Here is a 16,628-nt window from a genome sequence, read left to right on the forward strand (position 1 = left end):
CTGCATATTTCTAAGGATTTCACCCATGAAGCGCCTGATTTCCTCCCTCGCGGCGCTGGTCGCTGTTGCCTGCCTCGTTTCGGCCTGCGGCCAGAAAGGCCCGCTCTATCTGCCAGAAGACGGCGATAACGGCAAAGCGCACAAGTCGCACCAGCACCAGCCAAAAGCCAAGCCGGCCCCGGTACAAGAGCAGCAGCCAGAACCGGAGCTCGAGCCCGAGCAGTCGCCAGCGCAGTAAGGAAACCAGATGAACGCTTTCAACTACCGCGACGGCGAGCTGTTCGCGGAAGGCGTGGGCCTGTCGGCCATCGCCGAACGCTATGGCACCCCGACCTACGTGTATTCGCGCGCCCACATCGAGGCCCAGTACCGTAGCTACGCCGACGCCCTGCAAGGCACCGAGCACCTGGTGTGTTTCGCCGTCAAGGCCAACTCCAACCTCGGCGTGCTGAACGTGCTGGCACGCCTGGGCGCAGGCTTCGACATCGTCTCCGGCGGTGAGCTGGAGCGCGTGCTGGCCGCTGGCGGCCGTGCCGACCGCGTGGTGTTCTCCGGTGTCGGCAAGACCCGCGACGACATGCGCCGCGCCCTGGAAGTCGGCGTGCACTGCTTCAACGTCGAATCCACCGACGAACTGGAGCGCCTGCAGGTGGTGGCCGCCGAGATGGGCAAGGTTGCCCCGGTCTCGCTGCGGGTCAACCCGGACGTCGACGCCGGCACCCACCCGTACATCTCCACCGGCCTGAAAGAGAACAAGTTCGGCATCGCCATCGCCGACGCCGAGGCCATCTACGTGCGCGCGGCGCAGCTGCCGAACCTGGAAGTGGTCGGTGTCGACTGCCACATCGGTTCGCAACTGACCACCGTCGAGCCTTTCCTCGATGCCCTCGACCGCCTGCTGGTGCTGGTCGACCGCCTGGCCGAGTGCGGCATCCACCTGCGCCACCTGGACCTGGGTGGCGGTGTCGGCGTGCGTTACCGCGATGAGGAGCCGCCGCTGGTGGCCGACTACATCAAGGCGATCCGCGAGCGCGTCGGCGACCGCGACCTGGCCCTGGTGTTCGAGCCGGGCCGCTACATCGTGGCCAACGCCGGCGTCCTGCTGACCCGCGTGGAATACCTCAAGCACACCGAGCACAAGGACTTCGCCATCATCGATGCGGCGATGAACGACCTGATCCGCCCGGCCCTGTACCAGGCCTGGATGGGTGTCAGCGCGGTCAAGCCACGCGCAGGCGAAGGCCGTGCCTACGACCTGGTCGGCCCGATCTGCGAGACTGGCGACTTCCTCGGCAAGGACCGCGTGCTGAACCTGGCCGAAGGTGACCTGCTGGCCGTACAGTCCGCGGGCGCCTATGGTTTTGTCATGAGCTCCAACTACAACACCCGTGGCCGTTGCGCTGAAATCCTGGTCGACGGCGACCAGGCCTTCGAAGTACGCCGCCGCGAGACCATCGCCGAATTGTACGCTGGCGAAAGCCTGCTGCCGGAGTAAGCCCATGCTGCTGCGTTTTACCAAGATGCATGGGCTGGGCAACGACTTCATGGTCCTCGACCTGGTCAGCCAGCACGCGCACATCCAGCCCAAGCACGCCAAGCAATGGGGTGACCGCCACACCGGCATCGGCTTCGACCAGTTGCTGATCGTCGAGGCGCCGAACAACCCGGAAGTGGACTTCCGCTACCGCATCTTCAATGCCGACGGCTCCGAGGTCGAGCAGTGCGGCAACGGTGCGCGCTGCTTCGCCCGCTTCGTGCTGGACAAGCGCCTGACCGCGAAAAAGCGTATCCGCGTGGAAACCAAGAGCGGCATCATCGAGCTGGACGTGCAGAACGACGGCCAGATCAGTGTCGACATGGGCCCACCGCGCTTCACCCCTGCCGAAATCCCCTTCGTCGCCGACGAGCAGGCGCTGAACTACCCACTGGAAGTCGACGGCCAAGTGCATTCGATTGCCGCCCTGTCCATGGGTAACCCGCATGCCGTGTTGCGTGTCGACGACGTGCGTACCGCCCCTGTGCACCAGCTGGGCCCGAAGATCGAGAACCACCCACGCTTCCCGCAGCGGGTGAATGCCGGTTTCCTCCAGGTCATCGACCGCCACCGCGCCAACCTGCGTGTGTGGGAACGTGGTGCGGGCGAAACCCAGGCCTGCGGCACCGGCGCCTGCGCCGCCGCCGTGGCGGCGATCAGCCAGGGCTGGATGGACTCCCCAGTATCCCTCGACCTGCCCGGTGGCCGCCTGCACATCGAATGGGCCGGCCCCGGCAAGCCCGTGCTGATGACCGGCCCGGCCGTACGCGTCTACGAAGGACAGGTTCGTCTCTAAGCGAGTAACCGCCATGACCGATCAGCCCCAGGTTGTACCCCAGCAGTCCGCCGAGCTCGATGCCGAAGCGGTGGTCGCCTACCTGCGCGCCCACCCCACCTTCTTCGCCGAGCACGACGAGCTGCTGATCGAACAGCGCATCCCGCACCAGCGTGGCGACAGCGTGTCGCTGGTGGAGCGCCAGCTCAAGCTGCTGCGCGACCGCAACATCGAGATGCGCCACCGCCTGTCGCAACTGATGGACGTGGCCCGCGACAACGACCGGCTGTTCGACAAGACCCGCCGGCTGATCCTCGACCTGCTCGACGCCGGCAGCCTGGAAGAAGTGGTGATGGCGGTCGAAGACAGCCTGCGCCAGGAATTCCAGGTGCCCTTCGTCAGCCTGATCCTGTTCGGTGAAAACGTCGCGCCGGTCGGGCGCTGGGTCAGCAACGCCGAAGCGCAGCAGGCCATCGGTGCCCTGCTGGGCGGCGGCAAGACGGTCAGCGGCAACCTGCGCGAGCACGAGCTGGCCTTCCTGTTCGGTGAAGAACAGCGCCGGGAAGTGGGCTCCAGCGCCGTGGCTGCCCTGGAATACCAGGGCCTGCACGGGGTGCTGGCGATCGGCAGCCGCGACCCGCAACATTACAAGAGCAGCGTCGGCACCTTGTTCCTTGGCTACATTGCCGAGGTGCTTGGCCGCGTTGTGCCACGCGTTACCCAGACGCTGCGCCCGGTACGCTGATGGAACGCCAGCTGGAGGCTTATTGCGCACACCTGCGCAACGAGCGCCAGGTGTCCGAGCACACCCTGCTGGGCTACCGTCGCGACCTGGACAAGGTGGTCGCCTACTGCAAGGAGCACGGCATTGCCGATTGGCAGGCACTGCAGATCCAGCAGCTGCGCCAGCTGATCGCCCGCCAGCACCACCACGGCCAATCCTCGCGCAGCCTGGCCCGGCTACTGTCGGCGGTGCGTGGCCTGTACCGCTATCTCAACCGCGAAGGCCTGTGCCAGCACGACCCGGCCAGCGGCCTGAGCCCGCCCAAGGGCGAACGCCGGCTGCCCAAGGTGCTGGACACCGACCGCGCCCTGCAACTGCTCGATGGCGGTGTCGACGATGACTTCATCGCCCGTCGCGACCAGGCCATCCTCGAACTGTTCTATTCGTCGGGCCTGCGCCTGTCCGAGCTGACCAACCTCGACCTCGATCACCTCGACCTCGCCGCCGGCCTGGTGCAGGTGCTGGGCAAGGGCGGCAAGGCCCGCGTGCTGCCGGTCGGCCGCAAGGCCCGCGAAGCGTTGCAGGCCTGGTACCGCCTGCGCGGCATCGGCAACCCGCGCGACCGCGCGGTGTTCATCACCCGCCAGGGCAACCGCATCAGCCCACGGGCCGTTCAGCAACGCGTTAAGGCGGCCGGTGAGCGCGAGCTGGGCCAGCACCTGCACCCACACATGCTTCGCCATTCCTTCGCCAGCCACGTGCTGGAATCGTCCCAGGACCTGCGCGCAGTGCAAGAGATGCTCGGCCATGCCGACATCGGCACCACGCAGATCTATACCCACCTGGACTTCCAGCACCTGGCCGCGGTGTACGACAGCGCCCACCCTCGGGCCAAACGCAGCAAAGGCACAGACTCATGAGCATCAAGCTGATCACCTTCGACCTCGACGACACCCTGTGGGATACCGCGCCGGTGATTGCCAGCGCGGAAGTCGTGCTGCGCGACTGGCTCGAAGCCAACGCCCCGATCCTTGGCGGCGTACCGGTGGAGCACCTGTTCGCCATTCGCGAGCGCCTGGTACAAGCCGAACCCGGCCTGAAGCACCGTATCAGCGCCCTGCGTCGACGGGTGCTGTTTCATGCCTTGGAAGAAGTCGGCTACAGCGAAAAACATGCGCAAGAGCTGGCCAACGAAGGTTTCGAAGTATTCCTGCATGCCCGCCACCAGGTGGAGATTTTCCCGGAGGTGCAGCCGGTGCTGGAGATCCTGCGCCATCACTACACCTTGGGTGTGGTCACCAACGGCAATGCCGACGTAAGCCGTCTCGGGCTGGCGGACTATTTCCGCTTTGCCCTGTGTGCCGAAGACCTCGGCATCGGCAAGCCGGACCCGGCGCCGTTCCTCGAAGCCCTGCGCCGCGGTGACGTGGAGGCCAGCGCAGCGGTGCACATCGGTGACCACCCGGGCGATGACATTGCCGGCGCCCAGCGCGCCGGGCTGCGGGCGGTGTGGTTCAACCCCCAGGGCAAGGCGTGGGTAGGCGAACAGGCGCCGGACGCCGAGATCCAGCGCCTGTCGCAGTTACCCGACATCCTCGCGCGCTGGCGCTGACAGGCGCCGCTTCGCGGCCCATTCGCGGGCACGCCCGCTCCCACAGGTTTACTGCCCTCTCAGCTTCTGCGCGATCCCAGTGGGAGCGGGCGAGCCCGCGAAGAGGCCGGTACAGGCAACACAAAACAGACAGGCACAAAAAAGCCCGCAGCGACGGCGGGCTTTTTTCGATCAGCCACTCAGATAGGGCGGCTGCCGTACTTGTTGTCCGGCTTCTTGGGCGGGTCGGCGACCACGTTGGCCTCGACTTCCTGAACCTTGCCGCCGCGAGCGAGGAACTCTTCCATGGCCTTGGCCAGGGCGTCACGCTCCTTCTGCTTGGCTTCCATGCTCGGCATCTCGTCTACCGAGACCGCGGCCTTGGATTTGCCCTTGGCAGCGGGTGCCGGGCTGCTGTCGTCATCGCCAGCGTCTTCGGCGCCGTCATCAGCTGCCGCTTCGAGGCCTTCATCGCCCTCGTCTTCGTCGCCTACTTCGAGGTCATCATTTTCCAGATCGTCGTCGCTCATGTTCTACCTCATGACTTGCGAAAAGCAGGTTAGTTATAGACCAGTGCAGCCGTAGACCGGCAGCCACCAGTGAAAATTCAACTGGCCGTGGGTTAGGCCACTGCCCTAGGGTCGGCGCTCCTGATGGGAGGCGGCACCCAGCAGGCCCTGCTCCTGGCAGGACCTGACAAATCCTTTAGCCCCTGCTGGCCACACGCTATTGGCAAGCCTAGCAAAGGCTGGCGAAGCGTGTGGACTACTCGTCAAACACCCTTCGGCGCGCATTCTAGCGCGCCAGCAGAAAAAGCAAAGCACCATGAATGCTCTGCGTTTTGTAAGATTTCCGCCTACGTCGCGAACGTGTCGGATAAACCGTTTGCCGTGCGGGAAATGCTAAAAATCTGGCAAAAAAATGCCCGGCAAGCCGGGCAAGTTTTTACCGCGTCGCAGTTACAGGTTGTAGCCGCGCTCGTTGTGCTGAGCCAGGTCGAGGCCGACCGACTCTTCTTCTTCGCTGACCCGCAGGCCCATCACCACATCCAGCACCTTGAGGATCACGTAGGTGACGATGGCGGTGTAGACCACGGTGAAGATCACGCCCTTGGCCTGGATCCAGACCTGCATGCCGATGTCGGTGACGGCACCGAAGCCGCCCAGCGCCGGGGCCGCGAACACGCCGGTGAGGATGGCGCCGATGATACCGCCGATGCCGTGCACGCCGAAGGCGTCCAGCGAGTCGTCATAGCCCAGCTTGCGCTTGAGGCTGGTGGCGCAGAAGTAGCAGACCACACCCGAGACCAGGCCGATCACCAGGGCACCCATCGGGCCTACGGTACCGGCAGCCGGGGTGATGGCGACCAGGCCGGCGACCACGCCCGAAGCGATGCCCAGGGCGCTTGGCTTACCGTGGCCGATCCACTCGGCGAACATCCAGCCCAGGGCCGCGGCGGCGGTGGCGATCTGGGTCACCAGCATGGCCATGCCGGCGGTGCCGTTGGCGGCAGCGGCAGAGCCTGCGTTGAAGCCGAACCAGCCGATCCACAGCATGGCCGCGCCCATCAGGGTGTAGCCCAGGTTGTGCGGGGCCATCGGGGTGGTCGGGTAGCCCTTGCGCTTGCCCAGCACCAGGCAGCAGACCAGGCCCGCGATACCGGCGTTGATGTGCACCACGGTGCCGCCGGCAAAGTCCAGCACGCCCCAGTCCCACATCAGTGCACCGTCACCGCTCCAGACCATGTGCGCGATCGGCGCGTAGACGAGGGTGAACCAGATGCCCATGAACACCAGCATCGCGGAGAACTTCATGCGCTCGGCGAAGGCACCGACGATCAGCGCCGGGGTAATGATGGCGAAGGTCATCTGGAAGGTGATGAATACCGCTTCAGGGAACAGCGCGGCAGCCGAGGTCAGGTTCGAGGGCGTGACGCCGCTGAGGAACGCCTTGGAGAAGCCGCCGACGAAGGAATTGAAGTTGAGCACGCCCTTTTCCATACCAGTGGTATCGAAGGCCATGCTGTAGCCGTAGACGACCCAGAGAATGCTCATCAGGCCAGTGATTGCAAAGCACTGCATCATCACCGACAGCACGTTCTTGGAACGCACCATGCCGCCATAGAACAGGGCCAGGCCCGGAATGGTCATGAACAGCACCAGCGCCGTTGCGGTCAGCATCCAGGCGGTGTCGCCGGAGTTCAGCGCTGGGGCAGCTTCCTCGGCCAGGGCAAGCCCGGGCATTACGAGGGACAATAGGGCTCCTAGCCCTGCGATCTTACGCAGAGTCATGTTGTTTTCTCCTGGGGCGTTGGGTTTGGTGAGGCTTTGTTGCTGCTTAGATCGCGTCGGTATCGGTTTCGCCGGTACGGATACGGATCGCCTGCTCCAGATTCACCACGAAAATCTTGCCGTCACCGATCTTGCCGGTGTTGGCTGCCTTGGTGATGGCTTCGATTACCCGATCAAGGTCCTTGTCATCGATGGCGACATCGATCTTCACCTTGGGCAGGAAATCGACCACGTATTCAGCACCGCGATACAGCTCGGTATGGCCCTTCTGCCGACCGAAGCCTTTGACTTCGGTGACGGTGATGCCCTGCACGCCGATTTCCGACAGCGACTCGCGCACGTCGTCCAGCTTGAACGGCTTGATGATGGCTGTGACTAGCTTCATGAAACTCTCTCCCGATTTGGTGGACTTGCCCCAGGAAAACAAACCCGTCTCAAGTCTAAGCGCAGCGCTTGGCTTTGTAACGCGTCGTCGGCATCCGGCTCCGCGTGCGCACTGCCTGGTCACAAGGAACTGCATCAGTGCATGGCTCGCAGTGGTCTTTGCAGAAACCTTGCCAGTTCCGTCAAAGCTCGGGAAAACAGCGAGTTATGTGAATCAGTCGGGCTTGGCCAGTCGCCAGCATGCGCAACATGCACAATTTCGGTGCATCCAGACCTGGCGCATTGCTCGAAAAATGTGCAACTGCGTGGCGAGGGCGAATGATTTTTGTGGGAGCGGCCTTGTGTCGCGAAAGGGCCGCACAGCGGCCCCGGCAATGCATGCTGCGCAACCGATATCCCGGGGCTGCTGCGCAGCCCTTTCGCGACACAAGGCCGCTCCCACAAGGGACCAATGTGCAATCAAGGGCCAGGTTCGCCCGTGCTACACTGCCGGCCATTTCCCAGTATCAGTGGACAGCCCCATGCTCGCGCCCAAAGCCCTTCTCGATGCCCTGAGCGACCAGGCCTCGCGCCTGTTCAGCAGCGATACCGCCCAGCCCCGCGCCGAACTGGAAAGCCAGTTCAAAGTGCTGATGCAAGGTGCCTTCAGCAAGCTGGACCTGGTCAGCCGCGAAGAATTCGACAGCCAGATGGTCGTCCTGGCGCGCACCCGCGCACGCCTCGAAGCCCTGGAAAAACAGGTAGCCGAGCTGGAAGCACGACTGAATCCAGCCCCGCAGGATGAATGAATGCGCAAGGGCATGAAAATACAGGGTAACGTCCTAGCCTGAAAAACCACGACGCACACTTGTAGCTCCGGCCCGGGCCGCGCTGGCTATGCTTGCAAAGCCGCAGGAAGCGGCCCTTTTCAGCGACAACGGAGCGTCCATGTCCCTAGCCCTCGTCCACAGCCGCGCCCAGGTGGGCGTGCAGGCACCGGCGGTCAGCGTCGAAACCCACCTGGCCAACGGCTTGCCCCATCTCACTCTGGTCGGTCTGCCGGAAACCACGGTCAAAGAGAGCAAGGACCGGGTACGCAGCGCCATCGTCAACTCCGGTTTGAACTATCCGCAGCGGCGCATCACCCAGAACCTCGCCCCCGCCGACCTGCCCAAGGATGGCGGGCGCTATGACCTGGCCATTGCCCTGGGTATCCTCGCCGCCGATGGCCAGGTACCAACGGCCACCCTTGCCGAGGTCGAATGCCTGGGCGAACTGGCGCTATCTGGCAAGTTGCGCCCGGTGCAGGGCGTGCTGCCCGCGGCACTGGCGGCACGCGAAGCAGGCCGGGCGCTGGTGGTGCCACGGGAAAACGCCGAGGAAGCCAGCCTGGCAGGCGGGTTGGTGGTGTATGCGGTGGGGCACCTGCTGGAGCTGGTCGCCCACCTGAACGGCCAGGTGCCGTTGCCGCCGTATGCGGCCAACGGCCTGATCCTGCAGCAACGCCCGTACCCGGACCTGAGCGAGGTGCAGGGCCAACTGGCTGCCAAGCGTGCACTGCTGCTAGCGGCGGCCGGGGCGCACAACCTGTTGTTCACCGGGCCTCCCGGTACCGGCAAGACCTTGCTCGCCAGCCGCCTGCCGGGGCTGCTGCCACCGCTGGACGAGCACGAGGCACTGGAAGTGGCGGCAATACAGTCGGTCAGCGGCCATACGCCACTGAGCAGCTGGCCGCAGCGGCCTTTTCGCCATCCACACCACTCCGCCTCCGGCCCGGCGCTGGTCGGCGGCAGCAGCCGGCCGCAACCGGGCGAAATCACCCTGGCCCACCATGGCGTGCTGTTTCTGGATGAATTGCCGGAATTCGAGCGGCGCGTGCTGGAGGTGTTGCGCGAGCCGCTGGAGTCGGGCGAGATCGTGATTGCCCGGGCCCGCGACAAGGTGCGCTTCCCGGCACGTTTCCAACTGGTGGCGGCAATGAACCCCTGCCCTTGCGGCTACCTGGGCGACCCCACTGGCCGCTGCCGCTGCAGTACCGAGCAGATCGCGCGGTATCGCAACAAGCTGTCCGGGCCATTGCTGGACCGTATCGACCTGCACCTGACCGTGGCCCGGGAGAGCACCACGCTGAACAACCAGCCCTGCGGCGAGACCAGTGCCGATGTGGCGGCCAAGGTAGCCGAGGCACGTGAACTGCAACAGCGGCGGCAAGGGTGTGCGAATGCGTTTCTCGACCTTGAGGGGTTGCGCCGCCATTGTGGGTTGGCAGCGGCGGACCAGGCCTGGTTGGAGGGGGCATGTGAACGGCTGACCCTGTCATTGCGCGCGGCACACCGGTTGCTGAAGGTGGCGCGGACGCTGGCGGATCTGGAAGGTAGCCAGGCAATTGGCCGGGCGCATCTGGCCGAGGCCCTGCAGTACCGGCCGGGGAGCAGTTAGATTGCCGGGGCTGCCTTGCAGCCCATCGCCGGCAAGCCAGCTCCCACCCCGACCGCATCGGCCTCAAGCCATGCGCAGTCCCTGTAGGAGCCTGGCTTGCCAGCGATGAGGCCAGTACAGGCAGTACAAGACAGTTTCTCCCACACCGAATACGTCGGCCCAAAGCCTGTGCAGTCCCTGTGGGAGCGGGCGAGCCCGCGAAGGGGCCGGGACAGGAATACCTCACTGGCTGCCCACCAAAGCATCCTCAACCACCTTCAGCAGCACCTCTTCAGAAAATGGCTTGCCCAGGCAGACCAGCGCCCCAAGCGCCATCGCCGCCCGCACCGCCCCTTCATCCCAATGCGCCGACATGCAGATCACCGGCAAACGCCACTCCAGCCGGGCCAGTTCGCGCTGCACCGCCAGCCCGCTCATTCCAGGCATCCTCAGGTCGAGCAGCACACACCCCGATTGCCGCGCCAATGCCGAGGCCAGGAACAGGTCCCCTGCAGCAAAAGACAAGGTCTCGAAACCTGCCGAACGCAGCAGGTTGGCCAGGCTTTTGCGCACCGACGCATCGTCGTCGACGATGCACACCGCTCTGCTCATGCGCCGCCCAGGCCCTCAGGCTGCGCCCCGATGACGTTGTGCATGGCCACCAGCTCCAGCAGCGAGCGGGACTGCATCTTGTTCATGATGTTCTTCTTGTGCACCTTGGTCGTCACCTCGCTGGTGCCGATCTGCTTGGCGATCTGCTTGTGCGACAGGCCACCGACCACCAGCGAGAACACCTGGCGCTCGCGCTGGGTCAGGCGCTGGTACTTTTCCTCGACCTGCCGCGCATGGTGCCACCTGCGTCCTTCAGCCACGGCACGCGTGCGCACCGCCTGCAGCAGTGTCAGCAGCTGGTCTTCGTCGAACGGTTTGGTCAAAAACTCCACGGCCCCGGCACGCATGGCCTGGACGGTCATCGGGATGGTGCCGAAGCCGGTCATGAACACGATCGGCCAGGGCAGCGCCAGCCGGCGCAGCGCGTCTTGTACCTCCAGGCCGCTGGTATCGGGCAAGTGCATGTCCAGCAACAGGCAGGCATAGGGGGTTTCCAGGCGGGCCTCGAACAACGCCTCGGCACTGGCGAACAAATGATGCGGAATGTCCTGCGAGCGCAGCAGGCGGCCTAACGCCGTACGCACCGACGGGTCGTCATCCACCACCAGCACCGGCACGTTCAAGTGCTCATCGAACAACTCGACAGTGTCAGCCACGGCGCACAGCGGCGATTTGCCCAACGCCTCGCCAGGCACCTCGAGGCTGATCTCGGCGGCCAGGCGGTAGCCCCGGCGCGGCACGGTCTGGATCAGGCCACGGTCGCCAAAGGCCTTGCGCAGCAAGGACACCTGCACCTGCAGGTTGTTGTCCTCCACCACCGTGCCGGCCCACACCTGGCTGAACAGCTCGTCCTTGCCGACCACCCGGCCCTTGGCCTTGATCAGCGTCGCCAGCACCTCGAAGGCACGCCCGCCCAACAGGATCGGCTTGCCATCAACAAAGGCTTCGCGCCGCTCCAGCGACACCTGGGCATTACCTATTCGGATCATGGCTTCCTCGCGCGGGCATGGGCGTTTTCCCAGCCCCGGGCAGCCTAGGCCAGCGTACGCCTTCAGACAATTATCCCGAGGGATAGGTTGGCCTGGGGACTATACAAAAGCCCGCCAGCCCCCAGGGGACGATAACGGACAACAGCGTGCCCGTTCCTGCCAAGCAGGCTGCAGGCCGCATCCGTGCTGGGCTCGCTGCGTATACTCGCGCGTCAGGATGTCGCTAGCAGGGGTGCCTTATGCTCGATGAACGCCTTGCCCACAGGCCCATCGATTACGACCAGACCGTCGACGAGGGCTGGCTGAACCGGTGCGACATCAGCGCGCTGGGCCAGGAAGGTGAGCTCAGCTACTTCCGCCTGCGCGACCCTGCCACCCACCAGGCCTGGATCGCCGTGCGCGCCCCGCGCGAGGCCCCCGCCGCCTGCCAGCGCCTGGAACGTGACTACCGCCTGCAACTCGACCCGCAGTGGGCGGTGATCCCCTCGGCGTTCGTGCGTTCGGCCGAAGGCCCGCTACTGGTGTATCCGGCCGGCCGCTCCATCGCCGACCTTATCGCAGAAGGCCCAGCAGCCCTGACGCCGTTTCTCGAGATTGCGGTAAACGCGGCCACTGCCTTGGCCCAGGCCCACGAACGCAATGTGCTGCACGGCGCGCTGCAGCCCGAACATGTGTGCCTGCACTCCAACCAGCGAGTGCGGCTGGGCTGCTTTCGCGCCGACCCGGCGGAGTTGATCAGCGAACAGGGCACCGCGCTCGGCAACTGGGCGTACCTGGCGCCGGAACAGGTCTGCCCGCACGGCAGCAGCTGCGACCGACGCACCGACATCTATGCCCTTGGCGCGATCCTCTACCAGCTACTGCTGGGCGAATTGCCGCTAGCCGGACGCGACACCCAGCACTGGCGCCAGCTGCATGCCGGCGTGCAGCCACGAGCGGCCTGCGAAGTGGACGGCAATGTGCCGCAACCGCTCAGCCGGATCCTGGCCAAGGCCTTGGCCAAAGAGCCGGACGCCCGCTACCAGAGTGCCCGCGCCCTGGCGGTGGACCTGGCCCATTGCCAGCGGCAGTGGGCCGCCAGCAAGTCCATGGAGGCCTTCGAACCAGGCTGTGCCGACCCGGTCACGCCCGACCGCGCACGCCTGTATGGCCGCTGCGCCGAGCAGAAGGCCATCGCCCTGCTGCTCAAGGCCCTGCGCCGTGACAGCAAGCCACAGGCCCTGTTCATCAATGGGGCTACCGGCATGGGCAAGTCGAGCCTGGTCGAGGCAGCACTCAAGGCCAACGCCCAGGGTTACTGGGCCACCGGCAAGTGCAACGGCGTTGCCCAGGCCGTGCCCTACGCGCCCTGGGTCGAAATTCTCGGCGCGCTGACCACCCAGTTGCTGGCCAAGAACAGCCAGGACCTCGATACCCTGCGCCGCGAGATCCTGCGCCGCATCAAAGGCCACGGCCGGCTGCTTGGCAAGCTGGCGCCAGACCTGCAACTGGTCCTCGGCCCCCTGCCCGAATTGCCGGCCAAGCCCACGCGCCTGGCGCTGCAGAAGGAGCTGCGGGCGATCGTCGAATTCCTGCAGGTGCTCAGCCGCCCCGGCCAGCCGCTGGTGCTGTTCTTCGATGACCTGCAGTGGGTAGACGACGCCAGCCAGCAACTGCTGGCGCAACTGCTGGCTCACGCGCCCGGCAACCTGTTGCTGATCTTCGCCCGGCGCAATGATGCGCCAGCCAGCAGTACACCCCTTGCCCTGCCCGCAGCGGTGCGCAGCACCACGCTGAACCTGCGGCCCCTCGCGGTGGGCGCGGTGACCGAGCTGATCGGCGAGCGCTACCACGTCGGCCCCGAGGACGCATTGCAGGTGGCCGAACTGGTGCACGACAAGACGGCGGGCAACCCGTTCTTCATCAATCAGATTCTCCGGGCCCTGGTCGAGGACCAGCTGTTCACCTTCGACACCCAGGCCATGCGCTGGTCATGGTGCCTGAAGGCCGTGGCCCGCCACCGCTATTCCGACAATGTCGCCGACCTGATGATCCACCGCCTGGCGCGCCTGCCAGAGCCGCAGCGCGACCTGCTGCGAGTGGCCAGCGCGGCGGGCAGCCGCTGCGATGAACGCCTGCTTCAGCAGGTGCTCTCTCAAGTGCCCGGCGAACCGTTGAAAGCCTTGATTGGCGCGGGTTTCCTGCAATCGGGCCAGAACGGCCTGGGCTTCGCTCACGAGCGGGTGATGGAAGCCGCGTACGCTCTCACGCCCGCGCGCGAGCGTGCCCAGCTGCATGCACATATCGCCCTGGCCATGCACCAGGCCTGGCCGGGGCGCCTGCACGAGGCACTGTTCGAGCTTGCCAACCAGCTGCAACGCGCCAACCCATGCGGGTTTGCAGCAGATGACTGCGAAGCGTTCCTGCAGCTTTTACGCGAAGCCGCAGCACGCGCACGCGACGGCGGCGCTTTCGAACAGACAGCTGGCTACCTGCACACAGCCGAGCAGTTGCTGCACCAGGGCGCAACGCTGGAAAGCCGCGCCACGCATGGCTTTGCCATCGCCTGCATGGCGACCGAGTGCGACATGCAACTGTCGCGAATGATCGCGGCCGAGACCCGCATCACTGAATGCCGCCAGCGCGCTCGCTCGGCGTTGGACCAGGCGCGGGTGTGCCGCCTGCAGGCGCTGCTGTACACCTTGCGCGGCGACTATCAGGCGGCCATCGACAGCGCCATATCCGGCCTGGACTTGATAGGTATAAGCACGGTGCGGGGTGTCGACTGGCAACAGGTCGAGGCCAGTCATGCCCATGTACAGGCCTTGGTCGAACAGAAAGGCCGCCACTGCCTGGAGTCGCTGCAGCGCACCGATTCGGAGGAAGTGACGGTTGCCATCAGCCTGCTGGCCACCCTGTCGTCATCGTTTTTCGTAAAGGACGACATCTGCTTCCTGCACCTGGCCAAGCTCATGGAGCTGTCGCTGCTGCACGGCGTCGCCCCGGGCAGCACCTACGGCATGGCCTGGTACGGAGTGATGATTGCCGAGCGCTTCGGCGCCTACCATGATGGCCATGCTTGCTGCCTGGCTGCGCTCAAGCTTATAGAACGGCACGGTTTCGACGCTGACTTGACCAGCGCGCTGCTGGCCCTGGACCAGGTCAGCGCCTGGACCTCGCCCATGGAGTTCGCCCGCCGCACCGCGCTGGATGCGGTCGATTCAGGGCGCGTGAGCGGTGACCTGGCAATGAGCTGCTATGCCTGCAACCACCTGGTTTCCGATTCGCTGTTCATGGGCCGTTACCTGCCGGACGTGGTGGAGGAACTGGCGCAAGGCCTGGCCACCGTGCGTCGCTACGGTTACCGCGACATCGAGCAGATCCTGCAGGCCCAGCAAGCGTTCGTCGGCAAATTGAGCGGCACGCCCTGCCCGGCCTCGGCCACAGCCTCGAAATCGCCCACCACGCGGTTCTTCCAGTACCTGATGGCCGGCATGTGCGACTTCTACCTGGGCAACATCCCGCAGGCCATGCGCAACCTGGCACTGGCCGGCGACAACACCTGGGCGGTACCGGCGCACATCAACCTGGCCGACTATCACCTGTTCCGCGGCCTGGCCCTGGGCAGCCCCGAGGCCTTTGGCAGCCTTGCCGACAAGCTGCGCGAGCTGCAGGCCCTGCGGGAGCGCTTCAGCCGCTGGGCCGGCTTCAACCCGGCCACCTTCCGCAACAAGCTGTTGCTGATCGAAGGCGTGATCGCCAAGCTCGAAGGCGACGGCCTGGCCGCCATCCGCTGCTTCGACCAGGCACAGATCGCCGCCACCGCCGCCGGTTTCATCCACGAGCAGGCGCTGGCCCACGAACAGCTGGCCGAGGTATGCATCCCCAGCGGCCTGATCTCCGGCGCCAACCTGCACCTGCGCATCGCCCGCGACTGTTTCCATATCTGGGGCGCGACCGGCAAGGTGCACCAGCTGGAGGCTTTGCACCCGTTCCTGCGCACCCAGCCGATCCAAGAAAGCCACCGCGCCCCCCACCAGGCCAAGCTCGACCTGGAAGCCGGCATCGAGGCAGCACGGGCGCTGTCCGAGGAAGTGCTGCTCGAGGGCCTGATCGAAACCCTGATGGGCCAGCTGACCCAGCATTCCGGCGCCGACCACGGTGCGCTACTGATCGTCAGCGGTGCCGAATTCCAGATGGCGGCCCTCGCCTACATCGACGACGCCGGCCTGCACGTGAGCATGGACGACTGCCAGAAGTTCATGACCCAGGCGCCGCTGTCGATCATCAACGCCACCATGCGCACCAAGAAGCCCCTGGTGCTCAACGATGCCCAGAGCGATTGCCCCGAGGCCTTCCGCCAGCAGTTGCAGGCGCGCAAGGCCCGTTCGGTGCTGTGCCTGCCGCTGGTGATCCAGGGCGTGCTTATCGGCCTGGTGTACCTGGAAAACCGCCTGGTACCGAACCTGTTCGGCAGTCAGCGCCTGGCCATGCTGGAAATCCTCGCCTCGCAGGCAGCGGTGTCGCTGCAAACCGCCAAGTTCTACACACGCCTGGCCGAAGACAACCAGACCCGCGCCCAGATGGAGGCCGAGTTGCGCCGCTCCCGCGCGGAGTTGGCGCGCACGGCGCACCTGCAGGTGATGAACGAGCTGTCCGCGTCCATCGCCCACGAGATCAGCCAGCCGTTGCTGGGCATCGCCTCCAACGCCGCTGCCAGCCTGCGCTGGCTGAAGCGCGCCAAGCCCGACCTGGAAGAGGCCATTGCCGGCCTGGAAGACATCCGCAACGACAGCGAACGGGCCGCCAACATCGTGCGTGCACTGCGCTCGCTGGCCAAACAGTCGCCGATGCAGCTCAAGGTAGTGAAGCTGGACGAACTGATCCGCGAAGTGGTGCGCCTGACCTCGGCCGATGCCGCCAAGGGCGCGGTAGACGTACAGATGCGCTTGCAGGCGGGGGTGAGCGTGATGGCTGACCCGGTGCAATTGCAGCAGTTGGTGTTCAACCTGATTACCAATGGCCTGGAGGCGTTGGCGGGGTATCGCAGCGATGGGGTGCTGCGGATTGCGTCGGCGGTGGTCGGGGATGGGGTGGAAATCTGCGTGGACGACAACGGGCCGGGGATTGCAGCGGATGAGCGCGAGCGGGTGTTCGATGCGTTTCATACCACCAAGATCGGCGGCATGGGGATGGGCTTGGCGATCTGCAACTCGGTGGTGCAGGCCCATGGTGGGCAGTTGCAGGCACTGGTGTCGGAGTTGGGGGGGTGTCGGATTCGCCTCACTCTGCCTGTGAATCATTCTTAGCCTGTACCGGCCTCTTCGCGGGCACGCCCGCTCCCACAGGAAC

Annotated in this window: 14 protein-coding genes; 9 read left to right on the forward strand and 5 right to left on the reverse strand. The window is 65.4% G+C overall.

Features of this window, described 5'->3' with window-relative positions; genetic code table 11:
* Window positions 1-25: 25 nt before the first annotated feature.
* From lptM to B2790_RS02045, 6 genes are read left to right on the forward strand one after another with little or no spacing between them, the layout of a single operon-like run.
* Complete coding sequence (gene lptM, locus B2790_RS02020; RefSeq protein WP_052970498.1) at window positions 26-238, forward strand: LPS translocon maturation chaperone LptM; 213 nt, start codon at window positions 26-28, stop codon at window positions 236-238.
* A 9-nt stretch (window positions 239-247) separates the two neighbouring features.
* Complete coding sequence (gene lysA / locus B2790_RS02025; protein WP_013974743.1) at window positions 248-1,495, forward strand: diaminopimelate decarboxylase; 1,248 nt, start codon at window positions 248-250, stop codon at window positions 1,493-1,495.
* Window positions 1,496-1,499: 4 nt separating this feature from the next.
* Window positions 1,500-2,330 (forward strand): diaminopimelate epimerase, encoded by an 831-nt coding sequence (dapF, locus tag B2790_RS02030; protein ID WP_025341072.1) that lies wholly within the window; start codon window positions 1,500-1,502, stop codon window positions 2,328-2,330.
* A gap of 13 nt (window positions 2,331-2,343) precedes the next feature.
* Window positions 2,344-3,054, forward strand: coding sequence for a DUF484 family protein (locus B2790_RS02035; RefSeq protein ID WP_015272252.1), 711 nt, complete (start codon window positions 2,344-2,346; stop codon window positions 3,052-3,054).
* Entirely contained in the window at window positions 3,054-3,953 is a 900-nt protein-coding gene (gene xerC / locus B2790_RS02040; RefSeq protein WP_286918147.1) for a tyrosine recombinase XerC, read from the forward strand. Before B2790_RS02035 ends, xerC begins: the two co-directional genes overlap by 1 nt.
* On the forward strand, window positions 3,950-4,645 hold the full coding sequence (locus tag B2790_RS02045; protein ID WP_013974747.1) for an HAD family hydrolase: 696 nt from the start codon (window positions 3,950-3,952) through the stop codon (window positions 4,643-4,645). The genes xerC and B2790_RS02045 overlap by 4 nt, the downstream gene beginning before the upstream one ends.
* Window positions 4,646-4,824: 179 nt before the next feature.
* On the opposite strand, the gene sutA is transcribed toward B2790_RS02045, so the two are convergent.
* The 3 genes from sutA to glnK all read right to left on the reverse strand — a co-directional run bounded on the left by sutA (window position 4,825) and on the right by glnK (window position 7,300).
* Window positions 4,825-5,154, reverse strand: coding sequence for a transcriptional regulator SutA (sutA, locus tag B2790_RS02050; RefSeq protein WP_013974748.1), 330 nt, complete (start codon window positions 5,152-5,154; stop codon window positions 4,825-4,827).
* A 429-nt stretch (window positions 5,155-5,583) separates the two neighbouring features.
* Window positions 5,584-6,915: an ammonium transporter gene (locus B2790_RS02055; RefSeq protein ID WP_025341075.1), complete on the reverse strand. Its 1,332-nt coding sequence runs from the start codon at window positions 6,913-6,915 to the stop codon at window positions 5,584-5,586.
* A gap of 46 nt (window positions 6,916-6,961) precedes the next feature.
* Window positions 6,962-7,300, reverse strand: coding sequence for a P-II family nitrogen regulator (gene glnK / locus B2790_RS02060; RefSeq protein ID WP_002555808.1), 339 nt, complete (start codon window positions 7,298-7,300; stop codon window positions 6,962-6,964).
* Between the two features lie 520 nt (window positions 7,301-7,820).
* Here glnK and B2790_RS02065 point away from each other — a divergent pair.
* Window positions 7,821-8,087 (forward strand): accessory factor UbiK family protein, encoded by a 267-nt coding sequence (locus B2790_RS02065; protein WP_025341076.1) that lies wholly within the window; start codon window positions 7,821-7,823, stop codon window positions 8,085-8,087.
* A gap of 139 nt (window positions 8,088-8,226) precedes the next feature.
* Entirely contained in the window at window positions 8,227-9,717 is a 1,491-nt protein-coding gene (locus B2790_RS02070) for a YifB family Mg chelatase-like AAA ATPase (RefSeq protein ID WP_085592358.1), read from the forward strand.
* Between the two features lie 222 nt (window positions 9,718-9,939).
* On the opposite strand, the gene B2790_RS02075 is transcribed toward B2790_RS02070, so the two are convergent.
* On the reverse strand, window positions 9,940-10,308 hold the full coding sequence (locus B2790_RS02075; protein ID WP_286918148.1) for a response regulator transcription factor: 369 nt from the start codon (window positions 10,306-10,308) through the stop codon (window positions 9,940-9,942).
* On the reverse strand, window positions 10,305-11,297 hold the full coding sequence (locus B2790_RS02080) for a response regulator (RefSeq protein WP_085615914.1): 993 nt from the start codon (window positions 11,295-11,297) through the stop codon (window positions 10,305-10,307). The genes B2790_RS02075 and B2790_RS02080 overlap by 4 nt, the downstream gene beginning before the upstream one ends.
* Window positions 11,298-11,536: 239 nt before the next feature.
* On the opposite strand from B2790_RS02080, the gene B2790_RS02085 reads away from it, so the two are divergent.
* The gene (locus B2790_RS02085) at window positions 11,537-16,585 is read left to right on the forward strand and encodes a trifunctional serine/threonine-protein kinase/ATP-binding protein/sensor histidine kinase (protein ID WP_286918149.1); all 5,049 of its coding nucleotides are present in this window, start codon (window positions 11,537-11,539) and stop codon (window positions 16,583-16,585) included.
* Window positions 16,586-16,628: the final 43 nt, after the last annotated feature.

The organism is Pseudomonas sp. UBA6753 (genome assembly GCF_002453565.1).
GTDB lineage: Bacteria > Pseudomonadota > Gammaproteobacteria > Pseudomonadales > Pseudomonadaceae > Aquipseudomonas > Aquipseudomonas putida_Z.

Coding starts and splice junctions, on each gene's coding strand:
- glnK (WP_002555808.1), bottom strand. CDS start 7,300: ATGAAGCTAGTCACAGCCATCATCAAGCCGTTCAAGCTGGACGACGTG.
- sutA (WP_013974748.1), bottom strand. CDS start 5,154: ATGAGCGACGACGATCTGGAAAATGATGACCTCGAAGTAGGCGACGAA.
- B2790_RS02070 (WP_085592358.1), top strand. CDS start 8,227: ATGTCCCTAGCCCTCGTCCACAGCCGCGCCCAGGTGGGCGTGCAGGCA.
- B2790_RS02065 (WP_025341076.1), top strand. CDS start 7,821: ATGCTCGCGCCCAAAGCCCTTCTCGATGCCCTGAGCGACCAGGCCTCG.
- dapF (WP_025341072.1), top strand. CDS start 1,500: ATGCTGCTGCGTTTTACCAAGATGCATGGGCTGGGCAACGACTTCATG.
- B2790_RS02075 (WP_286918148.1), bottom strand. CDS start 10,308: ATGAGCAGAGCGGTGTGCATCGTCGACGACGATGCGTCGGTGCGCAAA.
- xerC (WP_286918147.1), top strand. CDS start 3,054: ATGGAACGCCAGCTGGAGGCTTATTGCGCACACCTGCGCAACGAGCGC.
- B2790_RS02080 (WP_085615914.1), bottom strand. CDS start 11,297: ATGATCCGAATAGGTAATGCCCAGGTGTCGCTGGAGCGGCGCGAAGCC.
- B2790_RS02055 (WP_025341075.1), bottom strand. CDS start 6,915: ATGACTCTGCGTAAGATCGCAGGGCTAGGAGCCCTATTGTCCCTCGTA.
- B2790_RS02085 (WP_286918149.1), top strand. CDS start 11,537: ATGCTCGATGAACGCCTTGCCCACAGGCCCATCGATTACGACCAGACC.
- B2790_RS02045 (WP_013974747.1), top strand. CDS start 3,950: ATGAGCATCAAGCTGATCACCTTCGACCTCGACGACACCCTGTGGGAT.
- lysA (WP_013974743.1), top strand. CDS start 248: ATGAACGCTTTCAACTACCGCGACGGCGAGCTGTTCGCGGAAGGCGTG.
- lptM (WP_052970498.1), top strand. CDS start 26: ATGAAGCGCCTGATTTCCTCCCTCGCGGCGCTGGTCGCTGTTGCCTGC.
- B2790_RS02035 (WP_015272252.1), top strand. CDS start 2,344: ATGACCGATCAGCCCCAGGTTGTACCCCAGCAGTCCGCCGAGCTCGAT.